Annotated in this window: 28 protein-coding genes; 20 read left to right on the plus strand and 8 right to left on the minus strand. The window is 43.6% G+C overall.

Features of this window, described 5'->3' with window-relative positions:
* From yidD to L4C54_RS22200, 6 genes are all read right to left on the minus strand, one after another.
* Positions 1-258 carry a membrane protein insertion efficiency factor YidD gene (yidD, locus tag L4C54_RS22175; protein ID WP_428803868.1) on the minus strand — a complete coding sequence of 86 codons (258 nt, stop codon included), beginning with the start codon at positions 256-258 and terminating at the stop codon, positions 1-3.
* Positions 225-548, minus strand: coding sequence for a ribonuclease P protein component (rnpA, locus tag L4C54_RS22180; protein WP_428803867.1), 324 nt, complete (start codon positions 546-548; stop codon positions 225-227). The genes yidD and rnpA overlap by 34 nt, the downstream gene beginning before the upstream one ends.
* 45 nt (positions 549-593) lie before the next feature.
* Positions 594-728: a 50S ribosomal protein L34 gene (gene rpmH, locus L4C54_RS22185; RefSeq protein WP_004735800.1), complete on the minus strand. Its 135-nt coding sequence runs from the start codon at positions 726-728 to the stop codon at positions 594-596.
* Positions 729-956: 228 nt separating this feature from the next.
* Entirely contained in the window at positions 957-1,694 is a 738-nt protein-coding gene (locus L4C54_RS22190) for an amino acid ABC transporter ATP-binding protein (RefSeq protein WP_428803866.1), read from the minus strand.
* Positions 1,691-2,362, minus strand: a complete 672-nt coding sequence (locus L4C54_RS22195) for an amino acid ABC transporter permease (RefSeq protein WP_428809827.1) — start codon at positions 2,360-2,362, stop codon at positions 1,691-1,693. The genes L4C54_RS22190 and L4C54_RS22195 overlap by 4 nt, the downstream gene beginning before the upstream one ends.
* A 125-nt stretch (positions 2,363-2,487) precedes the next feature.
* Positions 2,488-3,234, minus strand: a complete 747-nt coding sequence (locus L4C54_RS22200) for an amino acid ABC transporter substrate-binding protein (protein WP_428809828.1) — start codon at positions 3,232-3,234, stop codon at positions 2,488-2,490.
* Between the two features lie 366 nt (positions 3,235-3,600).
* Between L4C54_RS22200 and dnaA the strand changes: the two genes are divergently transcribed.
* The 6 genes from dnaA to L4C54_RS22230 all read left to right on the plus strand — a co-directional run bounded on the left by dnaA (position 3,601) and on the right by L4C54_RS22230 (position 11,029).
* Complete coding sequence (gene dnaA / locus L4C54_RS22205; RefSeq protein WP_428803863.1) at positions 3,601-5,007, plus strand: chromosomal replication initiator protein DnaA; 1,407 nt, start codon at positions 3,601-3,603, stop codon at positions 5,005-5,007.
* A gap of 73 nt (positions 5,008-5,080) precedes the next feature.
* Complete coding sequence (gene dnaN / locus L4C54_RS22210) at positions 5,081-6,181, plus strand: DNA polymerase III subunit beta (RefSeq protein ID WP_428803862.1); 1,101 nt, start codon at positions 5,081-5,083, stop codon at positions 6,179-6,181.
* 17 nt (positions 6,182-6,198) lie between these two features.
* The gene (gene recF / locus L4C54_RS22215) at positions 6,199-7,278 is read left to right on the plus strand and encodes a DNA replication/repair protein RecF (RefSeq protein ID WP_428803861.1); all 1,080 of its coding nucleotides are present in this window, start codon (positions 6,199-6,201) and stop codon (positions 7,276-7,278) included.
* Positions 7,279-7,296: 18 nt separating this feature from the next.
* Positions 7,297-9,714: a DNA topoisomerase (ATP-hydrolyzing) subunit B gene (gene gyrB, locus L4C54_RS22220; protein WP_428809829.1), complete on the plus strand. Its 2,418-nt coding sequence runs from the start codon at positions 7,297-7,299 to the stop codon at positions 9,712-9,714.
* A 368-nt stretch (positions 9,715-10,082) separates the two neighbouring features.
* On the plus strand, positions 10,083-10,517 hold the full coding sequence (locus L4C54_RS22225) for an Hsp20 family protein (protein WP_428809830.1): 435 nt from the start codon (positions 10,083-10,085) through the stop codon (positions 10,515-10,517).
* 122 nt (positions 10,518-10,639) lie between these two features.
* The gene (locus L4C54_RS22230) at positions 10,640-11,029 is read left to right on the plus strand and encodes a hypothetical protein (RefSeq protein WP_428809831.1); all 390 of its coding nucleotides are present in this window, start codon (positions 10,640-10,642) and stop codon (positions 11,027-11,029) included.
* 166 nt (positions 11,030-11,195) lie between these two features.
* Here the strand turns inward: L4C54_RS22230 and L4C54_RS22235 are convergent, their stop codons facing one another.
* Positions 11,196-11,324 carry a hypothetical protein gene (locus L4C54_RS22235; RefSeq protein ID WP_428803857.1) on the minus strand — a complete coding sequence of 43 codons (129 nt, stop codon included), beginning with the start codon at positions 11,322-11,324 and terminating at the stop codon, positions 11,196-11,198.
* 42 nt (positions 11,325-11,366) lie between these two features.
* Positions 11,367-12,614 carry a valine--pyruvate transaminase gene (locus L4C54_RS22240; RefSeq protein WP_428809832.1) on the minus strand — a complete coding sequence of 416 codons (1,248 nt, stop codon included), beginning with the start codon at positions 12,612-12,614 and terminating at the stop codon, positions 11,367-11,369.
* A 318-nt stretch (positions 12,615-12,932) separates the two neighbouring features.
* Between L4C54_RS22240 and L4C54_RS22245 the strand changes: the two genes are divergently transcribed.
* The 14 genes from L4C54_RS22245 to L4C54_RS22310 are packed head-to-tail and all read left to right on the plus strand — an operon-like array spanning position 12,933 to position 24,421.
* Positions 12,933-13,163 carry a Flp family type IVb pilin gene (locus L4C54_RS22245; RefSeq protein ID WP_428809833.1) on the plus strand — a complete coding sequence of 77 codons (231 nt, stop codon included), beginning with the start codon at positions 12,933-12,935 and terminating at the stop codon, positions 13,161-13,163.
* Between the two features lie 12 nt (positions 13,164-13,175).
* Positions 13,176-13,607 (plus strand): A24 family peptidase, encoded by a 432-nt coding sequence (locus tag L4C54_RS22250; protein ID WP_428809834.1) that lies wholly within the window; start codon positions 13,176-13,178, stop codon positions 13,605-13,607.
* Positions 13,608-13,615: 8 nt separating this feature from the next.
* Positions 13,616-14,407, plus strand: a complete 792-nt coding sequence (locus L4C54_RS22255; protein WP_428809835.1) for an RcpC/CpaB family pilus assembly protein — start codon at positions 13,616-13,618, stop codon at positions 14,405-14,407.
* 11 nt (positions 14,408-14,418) lie between these two features.
* The gene (locus L4C54_RS22260) at positions 14,419-15,741 is read left to right on the plus strand and encodes a type II and III secretion system protein family protein (RefSeq protein ID WP_428809836.1); all 1,323 of its coding nucleotides are present in this window, start codon (positions 14,419-14,421) and stop codon (positions 15,739-15,741) included.
* On the plus strand, positions 15,738-16,211 hold the full coding sequence (locus L4C54_RS22265; RefSeq protein WP_428809837.1) for a hypothetical protein: 474 nt from the start codon (positions 15,738-15,740) through the stop codon (positions 16,209-16,211). The genes L4C54_RS22260 and L4C54_RS22265 overlap by 4 nt, the downstream gene beginning before the upstream one ends.
* 42 nt (positions 16,212-16,253) lie before the next feature.
* A complete protein-coding gene (locus L4C54_RS22270; protein ID WP_428809838.1) occupies positions 16,254-17,477 on the plus strand; it encodes a CpaE/TadZ family protein in 1,224 nt (407 codons plus the stop codon).
* 6 nt (positions 17,478-17,483) lie between these two features.
* Positions 17,484-18,767 carry a TadA family conjugal transfer-associated ATPase gene (locus tag L4C54_RS22275; RefSeq protein WP_428809839.1) on the plus strand — a complete coding sequence of 428 codons (1,284 nt, stop codon included), beginning with the start codon at positions 17,484-17,486 and terminating at the stop codon, positions 18,765-18,767.
* 4 nt (positions 18,768-18,771) lie between these two features.
* Positions 18,772-19,686 (plus strand): type II secretion system F family protein, encoded by a 915-nt coding sequence (locus L4C54_RS22280; RefSeq protein WP_428809840.1) that lies wholly within the window; start codon positions 18,772-18,774, stop codon positions 19,684-19,686.
* Positions 19,686-20,603 carry a type II secretion system F family protein gene (locus tag L4C54_RS22285; RefSeq protein ID WP_428809841.1) on the plus strand — a complete coding sequence of 306 codons (918 nt, stop codon included), beginning with the start codon at positions 19,686-19,688 and terminating at the stop codon, positions 20,601-20,603. The genes L4C54_RS22280 and L4C54_RS22285 overlap by 1 nt, the downstream gene beginning before the upstream one ends.
* Positions 20,596-21,360, plus strand: a complete 765-nt coding sequence (locus L4C54_RS22290; protein WP_428809842.1) for a tetratricopeptide repeat protein — start codon at positions 20,596-20,598, stop codon at positions 21,358-21,360. Before L4C54_RS22285 ends, L4C54_RS22290 begins: the two co-directional genes overlap by 8 nt.
* Positions 21,350-21,835, plus strand: coding sequence for a TadE/TadG family type IV pilus assembly protein (locus L4C54_RS22295; RefSeq protein WP_428809843.1), 486 nt, complete (start codon positions 21,350-21,352; stop codon positions 21,833-21,835). Before L4C54_RS22290 ends, L4C54_RS22295 begins: the two co-directional genes overlap by 11 nt.
* Positions 21,810-22,394 (plus strand): tight adherence pilus pseudopilin TadF, encoded by a 585-nt coding sequence (gene tadF / locus L4C54_RS22300; protein WP_428809844.1) that lies wholly within the window; start codon positions 21,810-21,812, stop codon positions 22,392-22,394. Before L4C54_RS22295 ends, tadF begins: the two co-directional genes overlap by 26 nt.
* A 2-nt stretch (positions 22,395-22,396) precedes the next feature.
* Positions 22,397-23,707: a TadE/TadG family type IV pilus assembly protein gene (locus L4C54_RS22305; RefSeq protein ID WP_428809845.1), complete on the plus strand. Its 1,311-nt coding sequence runs from the start codon at positions 22,397-22,399 to the stop codon at positions 23,705-23,707.
* A gap of 54 nt (positions 23,708-23,761) precedes the next feature.
* Positions 23,762-24,421 carry an OmpA family protein gene (locus L4C54_RS22310; RefSeq protein WP_428809846.1) on the plus strand — a complete coding sequence of 220 codons (660 nt, stop codon included), beginning with the start codon at positions 23,762-23,764 and terminating at the stop codon, positions 24,419-24,421.
* Positions 24,422-24,424: the final 3 nt, after the last annotated feature.

The following is a 24,424-nucleotide window of genomic DNA, read 5'->3' on the forward strand; positions in this document are numbered from 1 at the left end:
TTATTTATCTCTGTCTTGTTTTTGGACTGGTGGAATGGGGTCAAAACCCCCTTCGTTCAAAGGGTGGCATTTTAATAGACGTTTGCCTGATAACCAAGACCCTTTTACAAAACCGTGAGCTTTCAACGCTTCTATCGCATAGAGCGAACAGGTTGGCGTAAATCGGCAGCGAGGACCAATCATTGGGCTTATAATCCATCTATATAGATAGACCAGTCCAATAACTAACCACGCGAAGGGCGAGACAGGCGAAGCCATAATTTATCAAATAATTTGAAAATTTCATCATTGCTCAAATCTTGCGCGCTTTTCTTAGCAATAACAACAAAATCTTTGTTAGGAAGTTGGTGTTGACTGTTACGAAAGCTTTCACGAGCGAGACGCTTAAAACGATTTCTTCCAACCGCAGTTTTGATTTGTTTTTTGGGTACAGCTAAACCAAGACGAGGATGAGAGAGAGTATTATTGCGAGCGATGATGGTGAAATGAGGCGAACCAGCACGATGAGCTTGCTGGAAGACTTTTTGATAGTGTTCGGGAGTTAACAAACGTAACTCCCGACAGAAGGCTAGCTTATTCAAAATAATCAAAGATTACTTAGAAAGACGCTTACGGCCTTTAGCACGACGTGCATTGATTGTAGCACGACCGTTCTTAGTCGCCATGCGTGCACGGAAGCCGTGAGTACGCTTGCGCTTTAGAACTGTAGGTTGAAATGTGCGTTTCATTTTAAATACCTTTACTGATCAGTAGTTTTAGGTTCTTGTTAACCCGGCGTGGGCACAATGTATTTCTCTATTAAGTAGAAAGTACGACCGACGCCTCTCAACAAAGAGGCGGAATTGTAATCACTGTCACAAAAAGAGTCAATGATTGGGTTTAGCTAAATTCCGGTCGGCCGATTATACGTAGTGTAAATAAAATCTCAAGGATCTTTAGATCACTACCTTAGATCTTTAATCAAGACCAACTTGATTAAGGAACTTCTTGAGTTGAGGATCTTGTGGATTATTAAAGATATCCTGTGGAGAACCTTGCTCAACAATATGTCCGTCAGCCATAAAGATCACTCTGTCGGCGACCTCTTTGGCAAACTGCATTTCATGTGTCACCACCAACATTGTTTGGTGTTTGGTGGCTAACTGCTTCATTAAATTAAGAACTTCACCAACCCATTCCGGATCTAATGCTGAAGTGGGTTCATCAAATAGAAGAAGTTCGGGTTGTAAAGCCATTGCTCGGCCAATGCCAACTCGCTGCTGTTGACCACCAGAGAGAGCGGCGGGATAACTATCGCCTTTATCGCTTAATCCGATGTCATCTAATATCTGTTGAGCTTTGGCTAAGGCCTGATCTTTTTTCCAACCTCTTACTGTAATGAGCCCTTCAGCAATATTTTGTCTGGCAGTCATATGTGAAAACAGAGCATAATTTTGAAATACAAAACCGGTTTTTCTTCTCAGTGCTAAAACTTCCGCTTTATTGTGAGACTGAGCATTCACGGAGACATCATCTATAGTGATTGTGCCTTGATCCGCATGCTCTAGGAAGTTAACGCATCTAAGCAGCGTTGACTTACCCGTGCCACTAGAACCGATGATCACGATGATTTCACCTTGCTTGATATCGATATCGATCCCTTTCAATACTTCAGTATCACCAAAGCGCTTATGGATATTTTGTAGTTTGATCATCGTTGGTAAGCCTTATTAAGCTTGGCTTCAGCCAAAATTTGAATACGGGTTAATATCAGAACAACACCCCAGTAGATAAGTGCAACCGCGAGGAAGGCTTCAAAAAATCGGAAACTAGACGACGCTTCCATTTGAGCTCTAGCCATGATTTCAGCCACGCCTAGCGTGAAGGCAAGAGAGGTTGATTTGATCATATCGATGAAATAGTTCATCAAAGAAGGCAGGGCAATTCGAGTTGCTTGAGGCAATATAATACGAATCATCGCTTGCGAACGCGTCATACCAACAGACAGGCTCGCTTCCATTTGACTACGATCGATACCAATAATGGCCGCACGTATACTTTCAGCCATATAAGCGGCAAAGTGCAAGGTAAGCCCTATGACTGCCGCGCCAAACGCATCCAATCCAACCATTATTGGGAATACTTGAGGCAATCCGTAATAAAGTAGGAAAAGTTGAACTAAAAGTGGTGTACCACGGAAGAAGCTTATATAAAGCTGACTCAGCTGATCCAGTACCGGTACTTTGAATACGCGGATATTGGCAAGTGCAACAGCAAGGATGAGCGAGAAGAAGAGTCCCCATATTGCCATTTCCATTGTAGTACCAAGATAGCCAAGCAGAATTGGAATCAGCTCTAGCATATAATGAAAATCAAAACCCATTAAGAGACCTTATATCGACAGTGGTGATGTAAACGAAGTTTATGTAAATGCCAGTTATGTAGCAACTTAGACAAGAAAAGGCGGAACATGACGTCCCACCTTTATATAGAGTAAACAGCTAAGAGTTATTTAGTGATATCAGCACCAAACCATTTTTGAGAGATATCAGCAAGCGTTCCATCTTCACGCATTGCCGATAAAGCTTGGTTTACTTCCGTTTTAAGTGCTTGTCCTTTTTCGTTATCCACAAATGGCCAAGCGTTTTGAATTGTTTCAAATGGTTCGCCTGCAAGTTGCAATGGTAGGCCTGTTTTTTTAATCAGTTCTAGTGCTGATAGGCGATCCATAACAAATGCATCCGCACGACCTAGAGCAACATCATGCTCGATACCCGTGTCGTAGGTTTTGATGGTGATCTTGTTGTCTTTATCATAGTTACGCAGTAGTTGCTCAAAGTTAGAACCCAGGTTAACTGCAACGGTCTTACCTTCTAGATCTTCAATGCTTTGAATTTCATCATTGCCTTTGCGAACCGTAATCTGTGCGCCATCAACGACGTATGCGTCAGCAAAAGTATATTTTGCTTTGCGAGCGTCAGTGATGGTTATTTGGTTTGAGATAGTATCAATACGACCCGTTTCTAATAGGCCAAATAAACCAGAAAAGTTTGCTGTTACGTATTCAACGTTATAGTCATTGCGCTTACCAATCTCATCCCATAGATCAACTTCAAACCCTTGTAGCTTATCTTGCTGAACAAAAGTAAATGGGAAGTAGCGTCCAGACATGCCAACTTTTACGTCAGTGGCAGCTTGAACAGTGCTTGTTGATAGTGCAATAACGGCAATAGCAGCCTTAATCCAGTTTTTCATAATACAACTCCATAGTTATGTAGGAGGAGATACTACTGGTAACGCTATCAATTAGAGAAATAACTAAGTGCGATAAAATAGAGGAAAGCGGTATAAGTTAGAATTTATGTCCTGTTAACGATCGTTGGATATAAATTTAATTCACAGAGTTATCACCAATGTGTGGATCTCGCTATTTCATCCACAATGTGGATCAAAATGTGGGTAAAAGAGGGGCAAGATGTGTTGATCTATCAGTTTTGAGCGTAAAAATTGTGAATAACTTCGATCTTATTCACTGGATCGTCGATCAATCGCTGGTGATCTTGGTTATCAACAGGTAAAATTGCCAGTCTTTTCCGATTATATATTTCGAGTGGGGGCACCGTGTCATCTTCGCTTTGGTTGCAATGTCTGCAACAGCTTCAAGAAGAGCTACCAGCTACAGAATTCAGTATGTGGGTTCGTCCGTTACAAGCGGAGCTCAATGACAATACTCTCACCTTATTTGCCCCGAACCGATTTGTTCTTGATTGGGTACGTGATAAATACATCAATAGTATTAATCGCTTACTGCAAGAGTATTGTGGAAACGACATTCCTAGCCTGCGCTTTGAAATTGGTAGCCTGCCTGTTGCGGCGCCAAAAGCCGCGCCGACGCGTACTGCTGCAGATGTGGCTGCGATGTCATCGGCTCCAGCGCGCATGCAAGCTCGTAAACCCGTGCACAAAACATGGGATGATGAACCGAGTACTTTAGCGGACATCAATCACCGCTCAAACGTTAACCCTAAACATAAATTTAATAACTTTGTTGAGGGTAAGTCGAACCAACTAGGCTTAGCGGCTGCGCGTCAGGTATCGGATAACCCTGGCTCTGCTTATAACCCGTTATTTTTGTACGGTGGTACTGGCCTCGGTAAAACTCACCTATTGCATGCGGTAGGCAACGCGATTGTGGATAACAAGCCCAATGCTAAAGTTGTCTATATGCACTCTGAGCGCTTTGTACAAGACATGGTTAAAGCGCTGCAAAATAATGCGATTGAAGAATTTAAACGCTACTACCGTAGTGTTGACGCATTGCTGATCGATGATATTCAATTCTTTGCCAATAAAGAACGTTCTCAAGAAGAGTTCTTCCATACCTTTAATGCACTGCTTGAAGGCAACCAACAGATCATTTTGACTTCTGACCGTTATCCTAAAGAGATCAACGGCGTAGAAGATCGCCTTAAATCTCGTTTTGGTTGGGGTTTAACTGTTGCGATCGAGCCTCCTGAGCTTGAAACGCGTGTTGCGATCTTGATGAAAAAAGCAGAAGACCACCAAATTCATCTTGCTGATGAAGTGGCGTTCTTTATTGCGAAACGTTTACGCTCTAACGTTCGTGAACTTGAAGGGGCACTTAACCGTGTTATTGCTAATGCAAACTTCACTGGTCGCCCAATTACGATAGATTTTGTTCGAGAAGCTCTTCGAGATTTATTAGCGCTGCAAGAAAAATTGGTCACCATTGATAACATTCAAAAGACCGTTGCTGAATATTATAAAATTAAAGTGGCTGATCTACTGTCAAAACGTCGTTCACGTTCTGTTGCTCGCCCACGTCAACTGGCGATGGCACTGGCGAAAGAACTGACCAACCACAGCTTGCCAGAGATTGGTGATGCATTCGGTGGTCGTGACCATACGACGGTACTACATGCATGTCGTAAGATTGCTCAGCTGCGTGAAGAGAGTCACGATATTAAAGAAGATTACTCGAATTTGATTCGCACACTTTCTTCTTAATTTACACTACTGTTTTGTTTTACCTGAATAGATAGAATATGGCATAGCGCCAAACTACCGTTAAGAGCTAGATATGAAATTTACTATTGAACGTAGCCATTTAATTAAGCCACTTCAGCAAGTGTCAGGAGCCTTAGGTGGGCGACCAACACTGCCTATTTTAGGTAACCTGTTGATTAAAGTGGAAGATAACGTTCTGTCGATGACGGCAACTGATTTAGAAGTTGAACTGATTAGCCGTGTGACATTAGAAGGTGACTTTGAGGCGGGTAGTATTACGGTTCCTTCGCGTAAGTTTCTCGATATTTGTCGTGGATTGCCAGATAGCTCGGTAATCACTGTCGTTCTAGAAGGTGACCGAGTACAAGTTCGTTCAGGTCGAAGCCGCTTCTCATTGGCAACACTGCCATCTAGTGACTTCCCAAACATTGAAGATTGGCAAAGTGATGTTGAAGTTTCGCTAACTCAAGCGGAGCTTAAAGGTCTTATTGAAAAAACACAGTTCTCAATGGCCAACCAAGATGTACGTTATTACCTCAACGGCATGTTGTTTGAAATTGATGGCACGACCATTCGTTCTGTTGCCACTGACGGTCACCGTATGGCAGTTTCTCAAGTTACACTTGTCGGTGAGTTTGAAAAGCAGCAGATCATAGTGCCTCGTAAAGGGGTACAAGAGTTATCTAAGTTATTAGACGCGCCAGAGCAGCCGGTTGTATTGCAAATTGGTAGCTCTAATCTACGAGCTGAAGTGAATAATTTCGTCTTCACCTCTAAGCTTGTTGATGGTCGTTTTCCAGATTATCGCCGCGTATTGCCGCAAAATACCAACAAAACACTTACGACAGAGTGTGATGAGCTGCGTCAGGCATTTTCTCGTGCTGCCATTCTTTCCAATGAAAAATTCCGTGGTGTTCGCGTTAATCTAGCCAATAACGAGATGCGTATTACCGCTAATAACCCTGAGCAAGAAGAAGCAGAAGAGACTCTTGATGTGGACTTTCAGGGCGAAGATTTAGAAATCGGCTTTAACGTTAGCTACGTACTGGATGTATTAAATACATTGCGCTGTGAAAAAGTACTGATCTCAATGTCTGATGGCAACGCCAGTGCATTGATTGAAAATGCTGAAGACGACAGTGCCATGTACGTGGTTATGCCGATTCGTCTATAGACGATAGCGCTTGCGAAATGCCATTAAATCGTCTCATCATCAAACAATTTAGAAACATTGAAGCCTGTGATATTGAACTATCTACAGGCTTTAACTTTCTTATCGGGCCTAACGGAAGTGGCAAAACCAGTGTCCTCGAAGCGATTTATCTGCTCGGGCACGGTCGCTCTTTTAAGAGCTCTTTAACAGGCCGAGTGATTCAAAATGAGTGCGATGAACTGTTTGTTCACGGTCGTTTTTTGAACTCGGATCAATTTGAGCTACCAATTGGCATTAATAAGCAGCGTGATGGGACAACAGAGGTTAAAATAAGCGGTCAATCTGGGCAAAAGTTAGCACAGCTTGCACAGATTTTGCCGTTGCAGTTAATCCATACAGAAGGTTTTGAACTGCTCACTGATGGCCCGAAACATCGCCGTTCATTTATTGATTGGGGTGTGTTTCACAGCGAGCCTGCATTTTATGATGCGTGGGGACGTTTTAAGCGCCTCAACAAGCAGCGAAATGCGTTATTAAAAACGGCGACGTCGTATCGAGAGCTCAGTTATTGGGATCAAGAGATGGCTCGCTTAGCTGAAAATATTAACGCTTGGCGACAGCAGTATGTCGATGAGCTAAAAAATCACGCCGAGCAGATTTGCCAAGACTTTCTGCCCGAGTTCGATATCAAGGTCAATTATTATCGTGGCTGGGAGAAATCCACACCATACCAGCAGATACTGGAAGATAATTTTGTTCGTGATCAGGCGCTTGGTTACACCTTTAGTGGACCAAACAAAGCCGATTTAAAGATAAAAGTGAATGGAACGCCCGTTGAGGATGTTTTATCACGAGGTCAGTTAAAGTTGATGGTTTGTGCGCTTCGAGTTGCGCAAGGTCAGCATTTAACGCAAAAGACCGGTAAGCAATGCATCTACTTAATTGATGACTTTGCCTCTGAATTAGATAGCCAACGTCGTAAGCGTCTAGCCGACTGCTTAAAAGAGACCAAGGCACAAGTTTTTGTAAGCTCTATTACTGAAAGCCAAATTGCCGATATGCATGATAATAACGGCAAGATGTTTCATGTGGAACATGGCACAATAGAGCAAGGATAAATAGCGAGAGAGTAATTCATGTCTGAAAATTACGATTCATCGAGTATTAAGGTACTAAAGGGTCTGGATGCAGTACGTAAGCGTCCGGGTATGTACATCGGCGACACAGATGATGGCACCGGTCTACACCACATGGTCTTTGAGGTGGTGGATAACTCAATTGATGAAGCGTTAGCAGGTCACTGTAATGACATCATTGTGACTATTCATGAGGACAGCTCTGTATCCGTACGAGATGACGGCCGTGGTATCCCAACAGAATTACACCCAGAAGAGAAAGTTTCTGCTGCTGAAGTTATCATGACGGTTCTTCACGCTGGTGGTAAGTTCGATGATAACTCATACAAAGTATCGGGTGGTCTACACGGCGTAGGTGTTTCAGTTGTAAACGCACTGTCTAAGAAGGTGACGTTAACTATCCTCCGTGCTGGTGAAGTTCATGAGCAGACATACTGCCATGGTGAACCTCAAGCGCCTTTAGCTGTAACGGGTACTACTGATAAAACCGGTACTGAGATTCGCTTCTGGCCAAGTGAAGAGACCTTCACCAATATTGAATTCCATTACGATATCTTAGCAAAACGTCTGCGTGAGCTTTCGTTCCTAAATTCTGGCGTATCTATCAAGCTAATTGATGAGCGTGAAGAAGACAAAATGGATCACTTCGAATACGAAGGCGGTATCCAAGCATTCGTAGAGCATCTAAACACCAATAAAACGCCGATCATCCAGAAAATCTTCCATTTCGATCATGAACGTGAAGACGGTATTACGGTTGAAGTTGCGATGCAGTGGAATGATGGTTACCAAGAGAACATCTACTGTTTCACCAATAACATCCCTCAGCGTGATGGTGGTGCTCACTTAGCTGGTTTCCGTGGCGCGCTAACTCGTACGTTAAACAGCTTCATGGACAAAGAAGGCTTCTCTAAGAAAGCGAAAACCTCGACCTCTGGTGATGATGCTCGTGAAGGTTTGACGGCAATCGTATCGGTGAAAGTGCCAGATCCTAAGTTCTCTAGCCAAACCAAAGATAAATTGGTTTCATCTGAAGTTAAATCAGCCGTTGAATCAACAATGGGTGAGAAGCTGTCTGAGTTCCTTATTGAGAACCCGGGTGAAGCGAAGATTGTTTGTACCAAGATTATTGATGCAGCACGAGCTCGTGATGCAGCGCGTAAAGCACGTGAAATGACTCGTCGTAAAGGCGCGTTAGATTTAGCGGGTCTTCCAGGTAAACTTGCGGACTGTCAGGAAAAAGATCCTGCACAATCTGAACTGTATATTGTGGAAGGAGACTCTGCTGGCGGATCAGCCAAGCAGGGGCGTAACCGTAAGAACCAAGCGATTTTGCCACTGAAAGGTAAAATCCTAAACGTTGAGAAAGCGCGTTTTGATAAAATGCTCTCTTCTCAAGAAGTGGCAACTCTAATTACTGCATTAGGTTGTGGTATTGGTCGCGACGAATATAACCCAGATAAACTGCGTTACCACAACATCATCATCATGACCGATGCCGATGTCGATGGTTCTCACATCCGTACGCTACTGCTGACGTTCTTCTATCGTCAAATGCCAGAGCTTATTGAACGTGGTTACATCTACATTGCTCAGCCACCACTTTACAAAGTGAAGAAAGGTAAGCAAGAGCAGTACATTAAAGATGAAGATGCAATGAGCCAGTTCCAAGTATCTTTAGCTCTGGATAATGCATCACTGCATGTTAACGCTGAAGCACCTGCATTTTCTGGTGAAGCACTAGAGAAACTGGTTCAACAGTACAACTCTGGTATTAAGCTAGTTGATCGTATGAGCCGTCGTTACCCGCGCTCTCTAATTCATGAGTTTATCTACACGCCACGCTTAACAGCAGAGCAGTGTCATGATGCTGCCGCTGTGGAAGCTTGGGGTAATCAGCTGATTTCACAGCTTAATGCTAAAGAAGTGGGTGCAAGCCAATATAGCCTTGAGGTTGAGCAGCATGCTGAGCTAGGTTTAAACCTGCCTAAGATTGTGGTTCGTACTCACGGTGTGACCCATGAGCACGTTCTGAGCATCGACCTTATTAACTCGAAAGAGTACGGCAGACTAGCATCGCTATCTGAAGCGCTTTTCGGGTTAATTGAAGAGGGTGCTTACATCAAGCGTGGCGAACGCACATTGCCAATCGACAGCTTCTCTGAAGCACTTGAGTGGTTAATTAAAGAGTCTCGTCGTGGTCTAAGTCTACAGCGCTACAAAGGTCTAGGTGAGATGAATCCAGATCAGCTTTGGGAAACGACAATGGATCCTGAAACGCGTCGTATGATGCAAGTAACGATTGAAGATGCTGTTGGTGCTGACCTGTTGTTTACAACGCTAATGGGTGACCAAGTTGAACCTCGTCGTAATTTCATTGAAGAGAATGCGCTGAAAGTTGCTAACTTGGATGTATAGACCAAATTAGAACTAAACATGAAAAACACCGCCTATTTGGCGGTGTTTTTTTTGTTTCTAACGTACTGAAAAATAATAGCTATAAAAATATCTTCAAATAATCCCTTGAAAACATTTTTGCTTGTCCACATATCTATTTGTGAAGAGGATGCCTTGCTTGTTCATTAAATGAAAAGACAGAGGGCCTCGGAAACCACTGACTTAGCTTCGCTCAAGAGAGGAAGACTTAAGCAGTACACAATTTGATTTAAGGTTCACTTCATGTCCCAGAGCTAATAGAGCCAGAGGAGTGATGTTTGAATTGCTCAGTACATTTCAGCCTTATGCTGAGTGACTGAGACTATTGCTTAATTTAAGAGGATAGTATTATGCGCAACGTAGATTTCTCACCTTTATACCGCAACGCTATTGGTTTTGACCGTCTGTTTAACTTGATGGAAACCAACAACGCTAAGAATACTCAAGGCGGTTACCCTCCGTACAATATCGAGCAGCAAGATGAAAATAACTACCGTATTACCATGGCGGTGGCTGGCTTTGCTGATGAGCAAATCGATATTACTCAAAAAGAGAACATGCTGATTGTTCGTGGTGAACGTAAACCTGAAGAAGGTAAAAACTACGTTTATCAAGGGATTGCTGAGCGCGATTTTGAGCGTAAATTCCAATTGGCTGATTATGTAAAAGTGCTTGGTGCAACAATGGAAAATGGCTTGCTTCATGTTGAACTTGTCCGTGAAATCCCAGAAGCAATGCAGCCGCGCAAAATTGCGATTAACGGTAGTAACCTAGTCGAAGGTTAATTGTCTGTCTCAGTGTTGAGATAGGAAGATGAAAGAGCGCATATTGGCGCTCTTTTTTATTGTGCTCATCATCGCTAATCAGTACCTTCTGCACCGGAAAATACATTGATAAGGTAAATGGAATGAGAAAGGTTGTATTGACGGCGTTAGTAGTTGCTGTCTCTGGTTGCTCAAGCCTTGTAGCGCCACTTGCGTCGGATTATATCGCCACTAATGGTGAAACAATTCGAATTGCTTACTCTAATTTAGAAAAATCAGCGAACTGCCAATTGAAAGGGCACTCAGCGTTTAACCCAAATTCTCAAAGTATTTTGGGGATTGTCTCTCTTGGCTCAAGTGAGATGGACGAAGAGCAGCAAATTAACTCAACATTTGGTGAAGAAGCCGCGGCAATGGGTGCGAACTATGTTAATCGTGGCTTCGCTGGCTCATCGTCGTTTGGTGGTGTTTACGAGCGATCTTCTACGGTTGAAGCTGCTTTCTTTAATTGTGAAAAGATTCCTGCATTATAAAATGAAACAGTCCAAAGCAACGCTTTGGACTGTTTCAAGCCTTACTTAGCTTGGTAAGCCTTTTCAGCTTCTTCAGCAATAAGGTAGAGAAAGAGCGCACTCTTGGTTAAGGAGGCGCTCTTTTTAGTTTGTTCTTGCTTTAAGTATTAAGTAAGAAGATGTCTGATTACTTCTTCGCTTTTGCCTGATGATCGGCGTATTTCTTTTCAACAAACTTTGTTAGAGAAAGTCCTGTACGCTTGTGGATCACATAAGCAATCGCGGCTAAAACGAAAAAACCAATGATGGTTCCCATCGTAATCCTCCTTAACCCATTTCTAGTGCGCTAAATCAACTATCAAGCCGAGTAAGCCTTACTGACTTCTTCAGCAATAATAGCGATGCCTTTGCTCATCATATCATCGCTCTGTACGTAATTCATACGAACACATTGGTGAGCATGATCCCACTCTTCCTTTTGTCCTATGAAAAAGTATTCACCAGGTACAATTAACACGCCACGTGCTTTGAGACGCTTATACAGCTCCATGGTAGTGATAGGCAGTTCATCAAACCAAAGCCAAAGGAATATTGCCCCCTCAGGCTTATGGATTCTAAAGCGAGGGTCAGTAATTTCTTTTTGTAGCAGCTCGACCGCTCGTTGAGATTTGTGCTGATAGAAAGGCTTAATTACATTACTGCTGAGTTTAAGTAAGTCGCCTTTTTCAATCATATGGCTGGCAATTGCAGGACCTATACTGCCCGGTGCTAGGCTGATGATACCGTTCATATTGGTCAGTGCTTGTGTGACTTCTTCACTCGCAATGACAATGCCACAACGAACGCCCGGTAGGCCGAGTTTCGATAGACTCATACACAGGATGGTATTTTCATTCCAAAACGGTTTTACATCTTCGAAGATAATATTTGGGAACGGTAGTCCGTACGCGTTATCGATGATCAGTGGAATATTATTTTCACGGGCCAACTTATCGAGCTTTTGAATCTCTTCGTCGGTAAGAACGTTGCCCGTTGGGTTGGTTGGGCGAGATGCGCAGATAGCGGCTATAGAGTCGTCTACTTTGAGCTTCTCGAAATCGACATGATACTTAAACAGCCCATTATCAAGCATCTCAATTTCAGGGTGATAAGAAACAAAGATATCTTCATCAATGCCTGCGTCGCCATAGCCAATGTACTCAGGAGCAAGGGGCAGTAAGATTTTCTTATGCGAACCATCTGATTGTTGACCCGCTAATAGATTGAACAGGTAGAAAAAACCACTTTGGCTGCCATTGGTGAGGCTGATGTTCTTTTCAGAAATGTCCCAGCCGTAGGTCTCTTTGAATAATTTAGCGAGTCCTTTAACAAAAACGTCTTTACCTTGAGGACCATCGTAGTTGGTCATAGAGGCAATTAGCTCTCCACTGGCGAGCATCTCTTCACTGGCTTGGCGAAAGTAATCGAGCATGGCGGGAATCGCGGCAGGGTTTCCACCACCGAGCATGATGGCACCAGGCGTGCGAAGACCATCATTTAAGTCGTCCATTAACTGGGTAATACCGGAGTACTGATTAAACTTTTCACCAAACTTAGAAAATTGCATTGTTTCTTATACCTAATTCATTGCGATTGCTTGTATGTATTATTAAGGCCTGCGGTATGCTTGCCACCAGAGTAATCCTTGAACATACCTCAATGTTTTTGCGACGCAAAGCGAGAAATCACGCCTTCTTAAAAAAACTTCTGTTTCTCTAATCCTAGCCAATCATTTCCGTTAGACAAAACTGAACTCAAACTGAATGAAAATGAGGAAACTGTCAGCTAAATGTGAGGATGGTCACTCTTTTATTGCTCAAAAATAGTGCACTGAATATTATCTTTCCTGAAGACAAAACAACTTAATATTCTTTTGGAGAAGGTAATGATTACTCGTTTATTCGTTAAAACTCAGCTGTTTATTGAAACATTTAAAAATGATGAACGCGGCGTGACAGCGATTGAATACGCCATTCTAGGCGTGTGCATGTCAGCTATCGTATTGGCGGTATTTGGTGACGGTTTAACTGCGGCACTGAATGATGCTGTTGCGAACATCTCACAAAATATTACTGATGCAAATGATGTTGCGTTATCACCGGCTATTGGCGAATAAAGGCCCCTGCTGATGAATTTATGGTGGCTAACAGTCTTAGCCGCCATGGCTACTTACGCTTGCTACTCCGACTGTAAATATAGAGAAGTCAGTAATCGCTTGGTGTTATGTATAGCACTGTGGAATCTATCGTTACTGGAATTTCACGGTGAAGCCCAGCAGCTCATACAGCCTTTGGCTGTGTTGTTGATTGGGAGCGTGCTATTCAAATTAGGGCTATTGGCCGCGGGAGACAGCAAATTGCTTTCCGCATTTAGCCTGGTGATTGCTCCGCAGTTTTTCTCGATAACGGTTGTGGTGATTGGCGTATTAGGTGGCGTGTTAGCGGTAAGTCAGTGGGTTATCGGTCGATTGACTGGTGATGTGAGTTGGACTCAGCGCGGTGTTCCTTATGCAGTACCAATCTGTTTGGGAAGCTTATTAGCTATAGCTGCATCGTTATAGGTTAAAAGATGAATTCAAAAATCATTCTTGGTCTAGCAGTGGTTGCTATATCTATTGGGCTTTATGGCGTCGCGACACAAGAGGCGCCAGTTAATGAGGTTACGACCTCTCAGGTAAATCAACCTGAACCGAAAATATTAGCGTGGCAGCTTAAACGTGATGTGGCTCAGGGTGAAAGAGTGACTCGTCATCACTTTCAAGTGGTTTATTTAACGCGCCAACAAGCGGGGTTACATGGCCTAACGTCTGACACTCAGTTTGATTGGCAGTCAAACCTGTTCGCCAAACAAAACCTCGTCAAAGATGACATTGTGACTCAAGAGTTACTGACCTCACCGGGTCGTGCTGATTATCTTACCACCGTGATTAAGCCAGGTTTTGTCCCATTTAATGTGACCGTTCCGGGTGTTGATGTCGTCGGAGGAACGATTGTTGTCGGGGACTTAGTGGATATATCCGTGTTGTCAGCACCAAAACAGAATTTGGCTAATGACAAGACTATCGATGATATTCAACACCTGACCATGACTCCACTGCTCGCTCAAGTGCCAGTCTTGGACATGATCAGTCGCGAGAAGTCGGTCAGCACGCTAAGCAGTGAAAAAATGACCGAAGTGACTTTGGTGTTGCAAGTAACCAACCGACAAGTGGCACAGTTAACCGTTGCCAAGAAAATTGCAGAGATTGAAGTGCATAAGTCGATTGGTAAAGAGTTCTCAGACGATTTAAAAGCAGATTCGAGCGATGTCATAAGCGTGTCGGGTCAGCGTGATGAAATTCGTGAATATCGATTTAAATAAGGCTGTGTGTGATGAAAAAACGAGTATTGGCTTTTGCTGCAATTTTGATTTTATCACCATTGGTCTTCGCTTCTAGCCTAACCAACCTAACAGAAGGACAGGCGACGACCATCACTGTATCGGGTGAGGCGGCGTCGGTGTTTATCTCCGATCAAAACGTGGCTGATTACCAAGTTATTGATGCGCATAAAATTGTTGTGTTTGGTCGCCAGTTAGGAACAACGACTTTTATCGCCTTTGATCAAAAAGGCAATGAATTGGTGAACAAACAGTTGGTGGTCAATCGCAGTTATACTGACATCGTTCAACAGATAAAAATTCAATACCCTCTAGCGAAAGTAACGGTTTACGGCATTGGTGAAAACATCATTTTGAGTGGTTTGGTGGCGTCTGAGTTAGAGAAAGACAACATTTACCAAATGGTAGGTGAGCTGCTGGGTAAGAAAGAGGTGGAACAGGGCTTCTCTTCTGAGAATGAGGCCCCTGTGGATGATTTGAGCATCGAGTTTATGACTAAGCGTCGTTATCGAGGGGTGGTGAATAATATTGAAGTGAGCGCGACTAAGCAAGTCAACGTGAAGCTTACAATAGCAGAAGTATCCCACTCTTTTATTCAAGACTTTGGTATCAAAGTAGGGAGTGCTGGCAATGCGGGCATCTTCGTTGATCAACTAACCCACTTTAGTGCAAGCGACATCGTTTCGGTGATCTCAGCCGTTGGCTCTGATCAAGTCGGGCAGATACTTGCAGAACCTAATTTGTCGGTAATTTCTGGTGAAAAAGCCAGCTTTTTAGTGGGGGGTGAATTGCCTGTTATCACCACCAACGATGGTTCAACTAATGTTGACTATAAAGAGTTTGGGGTGCGCTTAGAGCTAATGGCAAAAGTTCTGCGAGATGACAAAATCAAGCTCGCCTTAACGCCTGAAGTCAGTTCCCTAGACGTTCAATACAGCAATGAACTCTATGATTTACCCGCACTGAAAACTCGGCGTGCGCAAACGACTGTTGAACTCGGTGACGGGCAGAGCTTTGTCTTGGGTGGGTTGTTAAACAGTGAAGAGCGTGAATCTCTGACTCGCATTCCATTTGTTGGCGATATTCCTATTCTTGGTGCGCTGTTTCGTCATACCGGGACGGAGAGAAATAAGACGGAGTTGGTGATTGTTGCGACGGTGAACTTAGTTCAACCGGTGAAAGCGAGCCAAATTCAACTGCCCACGATGGAGAAAACCGGCACATTAAAGCGTTTTTTGGCCCTTGATGGTGAGTATGAAAAATCTGATCAACGTTGGGCAAATGAAATACTAGCCGCTGGGGGATTTAAGCAATGAAATGTTATTTATTAGCCATATTGTTGACGAGCAGTTTAGTGGGTTGCGCAGATCATGTGATTGAAGCAACCGGAACCTCAGTGGAGATGGCCCCAATTACTTATCACTTAAAGATCGCCAGTGATGATTTAGAGCAAGCGACACAGAAATTTGATGAGTTCATTGTCCAATATCAGTTACAGGGAAGTACTGCTGATTGGACACTCGCGGTTAAAGACAATAAAGGTGAGAAGCTGTTGTCTGCACTGCAAGAGAGGCTAACTCAACACAGGATCTCTTCAGAACAAATTACGCAGCAAGTATTAGCGCCAAGCAGTCGCTACATGCTGGAAGTCAACGCGACGCGAGTACAGGTTCGATTGGCCGTCTGCCAGCAGGATAAAGTGGGTTACTACGGCTACGGACACATGGGTTGTTATACCGATGGAAGCCGTTGGCAATCCATGGTTAACCCAGAAAAATCCCTGTAATTCAGCTTAATAAAAACCTTCACGAAATTAAGGTCTGCGAATATGTTTAATTTGGTCGATAAGTTGAGCGCAAAGGAAGAGCAAGCTCCTCAGACACAGAATCAATGTGCGTTACTTTTTCAAACTGAGTTGTGCCGTTCACTTCTATCTAAAGCGTTTCGTTTTGAGGGTTTAGCCGAACCCATCACCATGAGCAATCAAACGACAAATGCTCTGAAACTGGCGGACTACCATGATGTAAAAGTGGTGCTAGTTGAATTAAATGACAGCGATAACGTGGTGCAGGATGCTCAGAAAATTGCTCTTCAGCTACCTACACATTTATCGGTGGTTATCATTGGAAGTGAAGATGCGATTTCGACCATCCGTGATCTCAAGAAACTCGGCTTTTATTACCTTTTCTGGCCAGCCAGTGAACTAGAGGTGACCGACTTTTATCGCGGTGTATTGACGAATCATCAGCAGCAACAGGGTGTAGCTCGAATCCGAAAAGCGAAGCAAATCGCGTTTTTAGGTGTAAAAGGGGGCGTGGGAACGTCGTTGGTAGCGAGCGAGGTGTCACGAGGTTTGGCAAAGCAGCACTTGTTACCTACGCTATTGGTCGATCACACCTACACCGGCAGTAATCTTGATGTGTTGCTCGGTCTAAAGACGTTTCAAAAACGTAATGTACAAAAAGGCACGCTAGTGTCGGCCGTTGATACCTCTTTGGCGTCCAATTTAGTACAGAACTTGGAAAACAACCTATCGATCCTAGCGGTGGAGTCACAAGACTTCACGCGCAGTGACCTGCATGAATATACCCAAGCACTGACCAAACAAGTGGAACAGAATAGCTCATTCATTATTGAAGATTACTCTCATAGCGTTCTTACACAGAAAGAACTTTATCGTGCACTTAATAGTGTTGACTCATTAGTTTTGGTATTTGATGCAACGGTTTCATCATTGAGAGAGCTCAACCGAATAACGGACAGTGTTAAAGCAGAGTTCCCTGAGATGACAATAGTGACGGTCATGAATCATGCTCGTCCACATAATGCCGCGTCGGTATCAAAAGCGGATGTGATCAAGCATTTTGGCCAAGCCGCTGACTGCAATATTGAATTTGATCACAAGGCCAACCAATACCTTTTACAGGGCGACCTGATCACAGAAACGAATTCACCGATGTGTGAAGGGCTACAACAGTTGATGGACAGGCTGTTGGGTGAGCAAGTACCCAAAAAACCGAAAATGCCATGGCTTACTTGGTTTAAGAGGTAGCGTGGTATGCAGCAATCAAAACAAGTTTATTTGCAGCTACGCCAGCAAATATTTGAAGCATTAGACGCCAGTGCCATTGAGTCACTGTCGACACCTGAGTTAGAAAAGCAGCTAGCGCATGCTGTTGAGGTGTTGATTAGCCGTGAGCAACTGCCGGTTTCCGCACTGGTTAAGCAAGAATACGTAACAAGTCTGAGTAATGAGCTTGTTGGGTTAGGGCCGCTGCAGGTGTTGATGGATGACGACAGCATCAGTGACATCATGATCAATGGTCATCAACAAGTCTTTATCGAGCGCAATGGATTAGTCGAACGGGCTCAGATTCAGTTTATTAACGAACAGCAGTTGGTTGAAATAGCTAAACGCATCGCTAGTCGAATTGGACGCCGTGTTGATGAGTCGTCACCGACGTGTGATGCCCGCTTAGAAGACGGCAGTCGAGTTAATATCGTCATTGCTCCAATCGCCTTGGATGGTACGCTAATTTCGATCCGTAAGTTTCGTCATCAAGCTATTAATTTTGATGAACTGGTTCAACTTGGTGCGTTAAGTTCGGAAATGGCGCAGCTATTGGCGTTAGCGGCTCGCTGCCGATTGAATATACTGATTTCAGGCGGCACTGGTGCGGGAAAAACTACGTTGCTGAATGCGTTGTCGCAGCACATTATTCAAACGGAACGTATCGTGACAATTGAAGATACGGCCGAATTAAGGCTTCAGCAACCGCATGTGGCTCGCATGGAAACGCGCCTTGCTGGTATTGAAGGAACTGGTGCCATTACCTCACGTGACTTGGTGATTAACTCGCTGCGTATGCGCCCTGATCGAATTATTGTTGGGGAGTGCCGTGGTCCAGAAGCGTTTGAAATGCTTCAAGCGATGAACACTGGCCATGATGGCTCAATGTCTACACTGCACGCCAACAGTCCACGCGATGCACTATCACGTGTGGAAGCTATGGTGATGATGGCGACGAACAACCTGCCATTAGAAGCGATTCGCCGCTCTGTGGTTAGTGCTGTTGATATTATTGTCCAGATAACTCGCCTGCATGATGGTTCAAGGAAGGTGATCAGCATCTCTGAGGTGGTGAGTGTGGAAGGCGATAACGTTGTGTTGGAAGAGTTGTTTTCTTTCGAAGCCTTAGGGCTGAACAGTGATGGCAAGTTATCTGGCCGATATGTAACCTCTGGCGTGATGAGCCGCTCAGTCTTGTTCAAAAAGGCTCGATTTTTTGGCTGTGAACCTCAGCTACAACAGTTGATTGATGCGATTGAGCTAGTGGGGTAACGCGATGCATTGGCTATTGGTGTTAGGGGGCATAACCCTGTTACTTGTTGTTTTTTTTCCACAAAAGAATTGCTCTATTGATGAGTACTTTAAAAAAACGAAGCGTGATGACTTAGATAATACTCGGCCTCGACAAGCTATCCACTTAAGCGGGATCGATTATGGTGGTGGTCTTTCCCATTTTGTACGTCTTTGGAGCCAAATTCAGCAGCAACTGGGCTCGATGGCGGTCATTAAGTGGTTGGTATTTAGTGGATTTGTAGGCTTGTTCGCCTCGTTGATCAACCATTACATGCTTCGTTTACCTATATGGGAAGTGATTCCAACAGCTTTAATCGCCGCTTGGTTATGGGGATATTTCTGGCTACAACGTCGAGATAAAAAGCAATTTGAGGAGGGCTTTCCTGATGCACTGAATATGCTAGCCAGTTCATTATCAGCTGGGGAAAGCATTGGTAGAGGCATTGGTTTTGTAGGTAAAAGACTCCCCGGAGAGGTAGGAAAAGAGTTTAAAAAGATGGCAGAACGATTGAAGCTTGGAGAACCGATTGACGATGTATTTCGAAAGTCTTGTCAGCGCTTCCCTTATCCATCGTTTCAATTTTTCGTTATAACCTTGCGCGCCAATATGCAGCGTGGCGGTCAGCTGAAAGATGTGATGTCTCGGCTGAATCGTCAAATGTTTGAAGCGAGAGCGATTGAGAGAAAGAAATTTGCAATGACCTCAGAGGCTCGAATATCCGCCAAGATTGTCAGTGCGACACCATTTGTTTTTCTGTTTATGTTGCAGTTTCTGAGTCCTGAAAACTTCGAGTTCCTCATGTTCACTGAAGCGGGTCGGCCCATTTTGTATTATTTACTGATCAGTGAAAGTATCGGCTTGGTGATCATCTGGGCATTAATGAAGAGGGTTAAATAATGTCTCATACACTCTCTTTGTTGGCGAATATCCAATGGAAATCGTTTTTAGTTTGGGTCAGTTTGTATTTTGGCGGGCTACTGCTGTGTTATTGGTTGGTTAGCCAATATTTTGCTGAGAAAAATGTGGCAAGAATTGTGAGTCAGTTTAAATCTGATCACGATAAACGGACTCAAAGACAGCAGCAGATAGACAGTTTATTGCTTCCGATTTCTCAGCTGGTGAGCCCATCTGAACAACAGATGGAGCAGCGCTTTATCAATGCGGGTTTTTACCAAACTCGTTATAGCTCGATCTATATGCAGGTGAAATACCTCGCTTTATTGATTGGGGAGTTCAGTTTGGCCTTAGTGTGCTGGTGGTCGACTATCGATCTCAATCAGATTGTTGCTTTGATGTGTAGCTGGGCAATGATATCGATCGCACTGCCCGACATTGTACTTGCACAGCGCAGTAAGCAGCGTCAACACAAGCTGACGGGTCAATTACCTTACCTGATTGATTTAATGGCTATATGTGTACAAAGCGGTATGACTATAGAAGCATCATTTAAGTACCTAGCAAAAGAGATGCAAAGCTTTGACCGTGACTTAGGTTACCTGCTGAACAAAACCAATAATAGAGCACGTGTTGTTGGTATGGAGGTGGCGCTAGAAGAGTTGCACCAACAAGTGCCAAGCAGTGAAATGCGTAGCTTCGTTATGACACTCACCCAAAGTATGCAGCATGGTTCGTCCATTTATAAAATGCTAACAATGTTGGCTAGTGATGTACGAGAAGTACAGATGCTAGAACTGGAAGAAAAGATAGGGAAGTTAGCCGCCAAGATGTCGATTCCATTGATTGTCTTCATCTTGATTCCGATCGTATTCGTTATTGCCGCTCCTGGGGTGATGAGGATGATGCAAAATGTTTAAGAAAATTCTGATATGTAGTCTGCCATTGTGGTTAATGGCGTGCAGCTCGACTTCAACTAACTGGCAGCAGGAAGAGTCTAAAGAAGCGATTTACCAACAGACTCACAACAATGCTCAGTTGGTGGAACTTTACAAGACGCAACTTCAGCGTGAAGACAGCTTGGCCATACGGGAAAAGCTTGCACAAAGCTATCTACAGCTTGGCGATGCAGAATCGGCACTGTTTTACATTAAACCCGTGGTTGATGGGAAAAAAACATCAGCCTCTGCGCTTTTGATTCTTTCGCAAGCCTACGGTGATATGGGGAAATACCCTGCGGCAATTTCGGCGGCGAGCCGTGCGCTAAAGATAGAGCCAATTAATAGCCACGCTGAAAATATGTTGGGTACTTATTATGGCTATAACTATCAGTTTGAGTTGGCGCGTCGTTATTTCGAGCGTGCTCGAGCACACTTTTACGATGGCGTCACGGTTAACAATAATCTAGCCGTGTTGGATATTGCTGATGGTGATTATTTAGCGGCGGCTAAGCGTTTGATGCCGCTATATAAAAACCACCAAGCAGACGAGCAAGTAATGGCAAATCTAACCTTAAGCATGGCGAAACAAGGGCATTATCTCTTTGTTCAGCAGGTACTGTCTGATCACTATAGCCAGCACCAAATTGAAAAAATTTATCGCTCACTGCAAAAATTTGAACCGATGAGTGTTAACAACCGTTCGTTCGCACTCTCAGCGATTCAATATGAAAAATAAACAGAGTGGTGTGGCAAGCATTGAGTTTGTGATTGGATTCTTCGCCTTTTGGTTAATGTGCATGGCTTGGGTTGAGATGAGCTACATGTCTTATATCTCATCCATTAACGATTTGGCGATTTCAGAGGTAGCTCGCGAAGCAAAGAAAGGCTCTCGTGATTACATGGCGACAGTACAGGGCGTATTGCACCGCGATGGCAGCATGTGGAATACCGTGGTTGATGGCGATAATTTTCAAGTGACTATTCAATACCTGACTTCGGTAGGTGAACTAGTGAAGATCACCGATCAGTGCCAAATCAGTGCGAGCGAGTCTCAAAAAGAGTGTGGTAATGAACAGCAATCTTCGCTGGCTATCTACCAAATCAATTACCCATTCACCCCAATTTTTAGTTACTTCTTAGGGCTAGACGGATTACTCAGCCGAGAAATGATAGTGGTTCAAGAGTATGAAAGATCGAAATTTGAAGTCTAAACCCCCTGTTAAAACTAAATCAGCTTCTAAAAATAGACAGCAAGGCATCTTCAGCATTGAGTTTGCTATCGTCGGGTTCTTTTTTAGTTTGTTGTTGGTATTCAGTGGCGATGTGATCATTAAGCTATCGGTGAAAGGCAAGCTAGATCGATTGTCTTACTCGCTAGTCAATGTAATCAAAGAGCGTACTCAATTATACAATGCCAGTGTTCAGTTAACACCGAAGCAAGTGGATGATGTTGATAAAATCGCTCGACACTCATTGATGCGTACGTTTGCTAACTATGACAGCAAGCAATATGGACTTTTGGTTGAGGAGTTGAGCTTCTCAGGCGTGGATCAAGTAAACCCGATTATCAGTGAGATCCGAGGCAGTATTACTTGCCCAGTGGCACAGCCCATTGACCAGCTATCTCATTTATCTGTGGTTAGTGTTTGGGGACATCAAATGCCGCTCTATCGAGTCACATTGTGTTATCGAACAGATAATTGGTTTGGCGACATAGTCGGGACTCAATTTACCGATGTGATGTCGGACTCTATTGTGATTGGGAGATAGTGATGAGGCATTCATTAGCTAAGCAATCTGGTCATGCAGCCATATTGTTCGCGATTTGTGTTCCAGTGCTATTTGGTGTGTTTATGCTGGGTTCTGACGGCGCACGAGCATTGCAAACTAAGGCTCGATTAGAAGAAGCGGCAGAAGCCGCGGTATTAGCGGTCTCTGCAGAAGACAGCCAAAACCACCGACTTGCAGAAGACTACATAGATCACTACCTCTACGACATGGATTCATTGATTGATATTAAAGTGGATAAGTTGTCGTGCGATGAAATTTCGGATTGCTCAGAGCAGGCAGAACAGGGCGGTGCGCGTTACTTTGAATATCGTGTTGCAGGCAAGTCTCAGCATCAGTCTTGGTTCCCTGGGCAAGGCCTGATTGTGGGTTTTGGTGATACGTTCGATGTCACGGGATCTTCAAAGGCTCGCCGTTATCAGAGTAAACCGGTGGATATCATTTTTGTCGTCGATTTTTCTGGGTCTATGAATAATAAATGGAGTGGCGGGGAAAATACTAAATTTGAAGATCTTAAAGACATTATTGAGGAAGTGACCGAAGAGTTAGGGAAGTTTAACCAAATAAACACATCTCAGCCTCACAGAGTCTCTATCACTGGGTATAACCGTCGAACAATGAATAAGAATAAGAACAATAAGCTCATTATGCGTGATCAGCGCATAACCAAATATGACCCAGATGGGTGGGATAAAGACGATATATTTTATCCACAAAAAACGATTAATGCTCAGTTTGAAGTAAAGGGTGCCGCTCAACGTATTCCTAGTGAAGACGATACAGCCGAGTTTTACGATATCTTTTATTCGTCGAATTTCACCAACTTTATTAATAAGGTGAATGGATTTAAGGCCCATGGAGGAACCGCTTTTTTGCAAGGTGTAATACGTGCAGGGCAAATTATTACAACCCTGGCTGAAAATCCTAGGCAGTTAATTATCATTCTATCAGATGGTAAAGATTCCGATCTTTATGAAGAGCAAGTGCCAAAGCTGATTAAAAGAGGAATGTGTAGCAACATCATCAATATGGTGAATGGAGGTCCAGTTACAGCTGATAATACCGACGATGATATCTCAGTTGTAGGTGGTATTAGCCAAGGAATGAAGACCCCTACTGGGGAACAAATGAATGCCAGAATGGCTGTGATCGGATTTGATTATGATTTAGATGAAAATGAAAACCTTAAAGACTGCGTTGGTAAAGAGAATGTTTACAAAGCAGAAGATAAAGATGACATCCTCAATCAAATATTGTCTCTGATCACTGAAGAAGTCGGTCACCTTGCTAAGTAGTCATCGGGCTGATTTATACGGCCGAAGTATGTATTTAAACCAAAGAGAATTGAAATGAAGACGTTAATAATTTTGGCTCTATTGATGACACTGCCATTTTCAGTGTTGGCAACTCAGCGACAAGCAGGCACTAATGAGCTGCTGTTCCAATATTGTGATACTAGCAATGCAGAATATGAGCAATCAGTGGCGGTTGGGCAAGGGAAAAAAGTTATGTACCATCAAGGGGCATTTATGCAGGTAATAGCCAATACCCCCAATCAGGCTGTGATGGATTACATGCACGATCAATTGGTTCAAGTTGGGGTAAAAAGGGATTGCGCTCAATACTTGTTGAGTCGAGCGGTTGCTGACGATCAAGAGATCGAACATGAGTTGGTGGCTCGTGTTTTATTTGATTTTGATAAGTCCGAGCTAAATACACGCTCTCGTTATCTGCTTAGCCAAATAAAAGCTCGCATAAAAACCAGTGATACTGAGCTGAAGTTAGTAGGCAATACCGATTCAAAAGGTAAGGCTTCATATAACGTTGCGCTGGGTCTTAAACGTTCTCAGGCGGTGGTTGATTACTTAGAAGAGAAAGATACTTCGAGCTCAAATCAGAGGTTTAGTCAGTACTCCGATGGTGAAACGCACCCGATCAGCAGTAATCATTCTGATGAAGGCCGTCATACCAATCGCCGCGTTGATATTTCTACTCAAAACCCAAGTTAATAT

Source organism: Vibrio lamellibrachiae (genome assembly GCF_050337265.1).
Classification (GTDB): Bacteria; Pseudomonadota; Gammaproteobacteria; order Enterobacterales; family Vibrionaceae; genus Vibrio; species Vibrio kyushuensis.

Excerpts from the sequence above, each read along its gene's own strand:
- yidD (WP_428803868.1), bottom strand. The coding sequence starts at position 258 with ATGGCTTCGCCTGTCTCGCCCTTCGCGTGGTTAGTTATTGGACTGGTC.
- rpmH (WP_004735800.1), bottom strand. The coding sequence starts at position 728 with ATGAAACGCACATTTCAACCTACAGTTCTAAAGCGCAAGCGTACTCAC.
- L4C54_RS22190 (WP_428803866.1), bottom strand. The coding sequence starts at position 1,694 with ATGATCAAACTACAAAATATCCATAAGCGCTTTGGTGATACTGAAGTA.
- L4C54_RS22195 (WP_428809827.1), bottom strand. The coding sequence starts at position 2,362 with ATGGGTTTTGATTTTCATTATATGCTAGAGCTGATTCCAATTCTGCTT.
- L4C54_RS22200 (WP_428809828.1), bottom strand. The coding sequence starts at position 3,234 with ATGAAAAACTGGATTAAGGCTGCTATTGCCGTTATTGCACTATCAACA.
- dnaN (WP_428803862.1), top strand. The coding sequence starts at position 5,081 with ATGAAATTTACTATTGAACGTAGCCATTTAATTAAGCCACTTCAGCAA.
- recF (WP_428803861.1), top strand. The coding sequence starts at position 6,199 with ATGCCATTAAATCGTCTCATCATCAAACAATTTAGAAACATTGAAGCC.
- gyrB (WP_428809829.1), top strand. The coding sequence starts at position 7,297 with ATGTCTGAAAATTACGATTCATCGAGTATTAAGGTACTAAAGGGTCTG.
- L4C54_RS22225 (WP_428809830.1), top strand. The coding sequence starts at position 10,083 with ATGCGCAACGTAGATTTCTCACCTTTATACCGCAACGCTATTGGTTTT.
- L4C54_RS22230 (WP_428809831.1), top strand. The coding sequence starts at position 10,640 with ATGAGAAAGGTTGTATTGACGGCGTTAGTAGTTGCTGTCTCTGGTTGC.
- L4C54_RS22235 (WP_428803857.1), bottom strand. The coding sequence starts at position 11,324 with ATGGGAACCATCATTGGTTTTTTCGTTTTAGCCGCGATTGCTTATGTG.
- L4C54_RS22240 (WP_428809832.1), bottom strand. The coding sequence starts at position 12,614 with ATGCAATTTTCTAAGTTTGGTGAAAAGTTTAATCAGTACTCCGGTATT.
- L4C54_RS22245 (WP_428809833.1), top strand. The coding sequence starts at position 12,933 with ATGATTACTCGTTTATTCGTTAAAACTCAGCTGTTTATTGAAACATTT.
- L4C54_RS22250 (WP_428809834.1), top strand. The coding sequence starts at position 13,176 with ATGAATTTATGGTGGCTAACAGTCTTAGCCGCCATGGCTACTTACGCT.
- L4C54_RS22255 (WP_428809835.1), top strand. The coding sequence starts at position 13,616 with ATGAATTCAAAAATCATTCTTGGTCTAGCAGTGGTTGCTATATCTATT.
- L4C54_RS22260 (WP_428809836.1), top strand. The coding sequence starts at position 14,419 with ATGAAAAAACGAGTATTGGCTTTTGCTGCAATTTTGATTTTATCACCA.
- L4C54_RS22265 (WP_428809837.1), top strand. The coding sequence starts at position 15,738 with ATGAAATGTTATTTATTAGCCATATTGTTGACGAGCAGTTTAGTGGGT.
- L4C54_RS22270 (WP_428809838.1), top strand. The coding sequence starts at position 16,254 with ATGTTTAATTTGGTCGATAAGTTGAGCGCAAAGGAAGAGCAAGCTCCT.
- L4C54_RS22275 (WP_428809839.1), top strand. The coding sequence starts at position 17,484 with ATGCAGCAATCAAAACAAGTTTATTTGCAGCTACGCCAGCAAATATTT.
- L4C54_RS22280 (WP_428809840.1), top strand. The coding sequence starts at position 18,772 with ATGCATTGGCTATTGGTGTTAGGGGGCATAACCCTGTTACTTGTTGTT.
- L4C54_RS22285 (WP_428809841.1), top strand. The coding sequence starts at position 19,686 with ATGTCTCATACACTCTCTTTGTTGGCGAATATCCAATGGAAATCGTTT.
- L4C54_RS22290 (WP_428809842.1), top strand. The coding sequence starts at position 20,596 with ATGTTTAAGAAAATTCTGATATGTAGTCTGCCATTGTGGTTAATGGCG.
- L4C54_RS22295 (WP_428809843.1), top strand. The coding sequence starts at position 21,350 with ATGAAAAATAAACAGAGTGGTGTGGCAAGCATTGAGTTTGTGATTGGA.
- tadF (WP_428809844.1), top strand. The coding sequence starts at position 21,810 with ATGAAAGATCGAAATTTGAAGTCTAAACCCCCTGTTAAAACTAAATCA.
- L4C54_RS22305 (WP_428809845.1), top strand. The coding sequence starts at position 22,397 with ATGAGGCATTCATTAGCTAAGCAATCTGGTCATGCAGCCATATTGTTC.
- L4C54_RS22310 (WP_428809846.1), top strand. The coding sequence starts at position 23,762 with ATGAAGACGTTAATAATTTTGGCTCTATTGATGACACTGCCATTTTCA.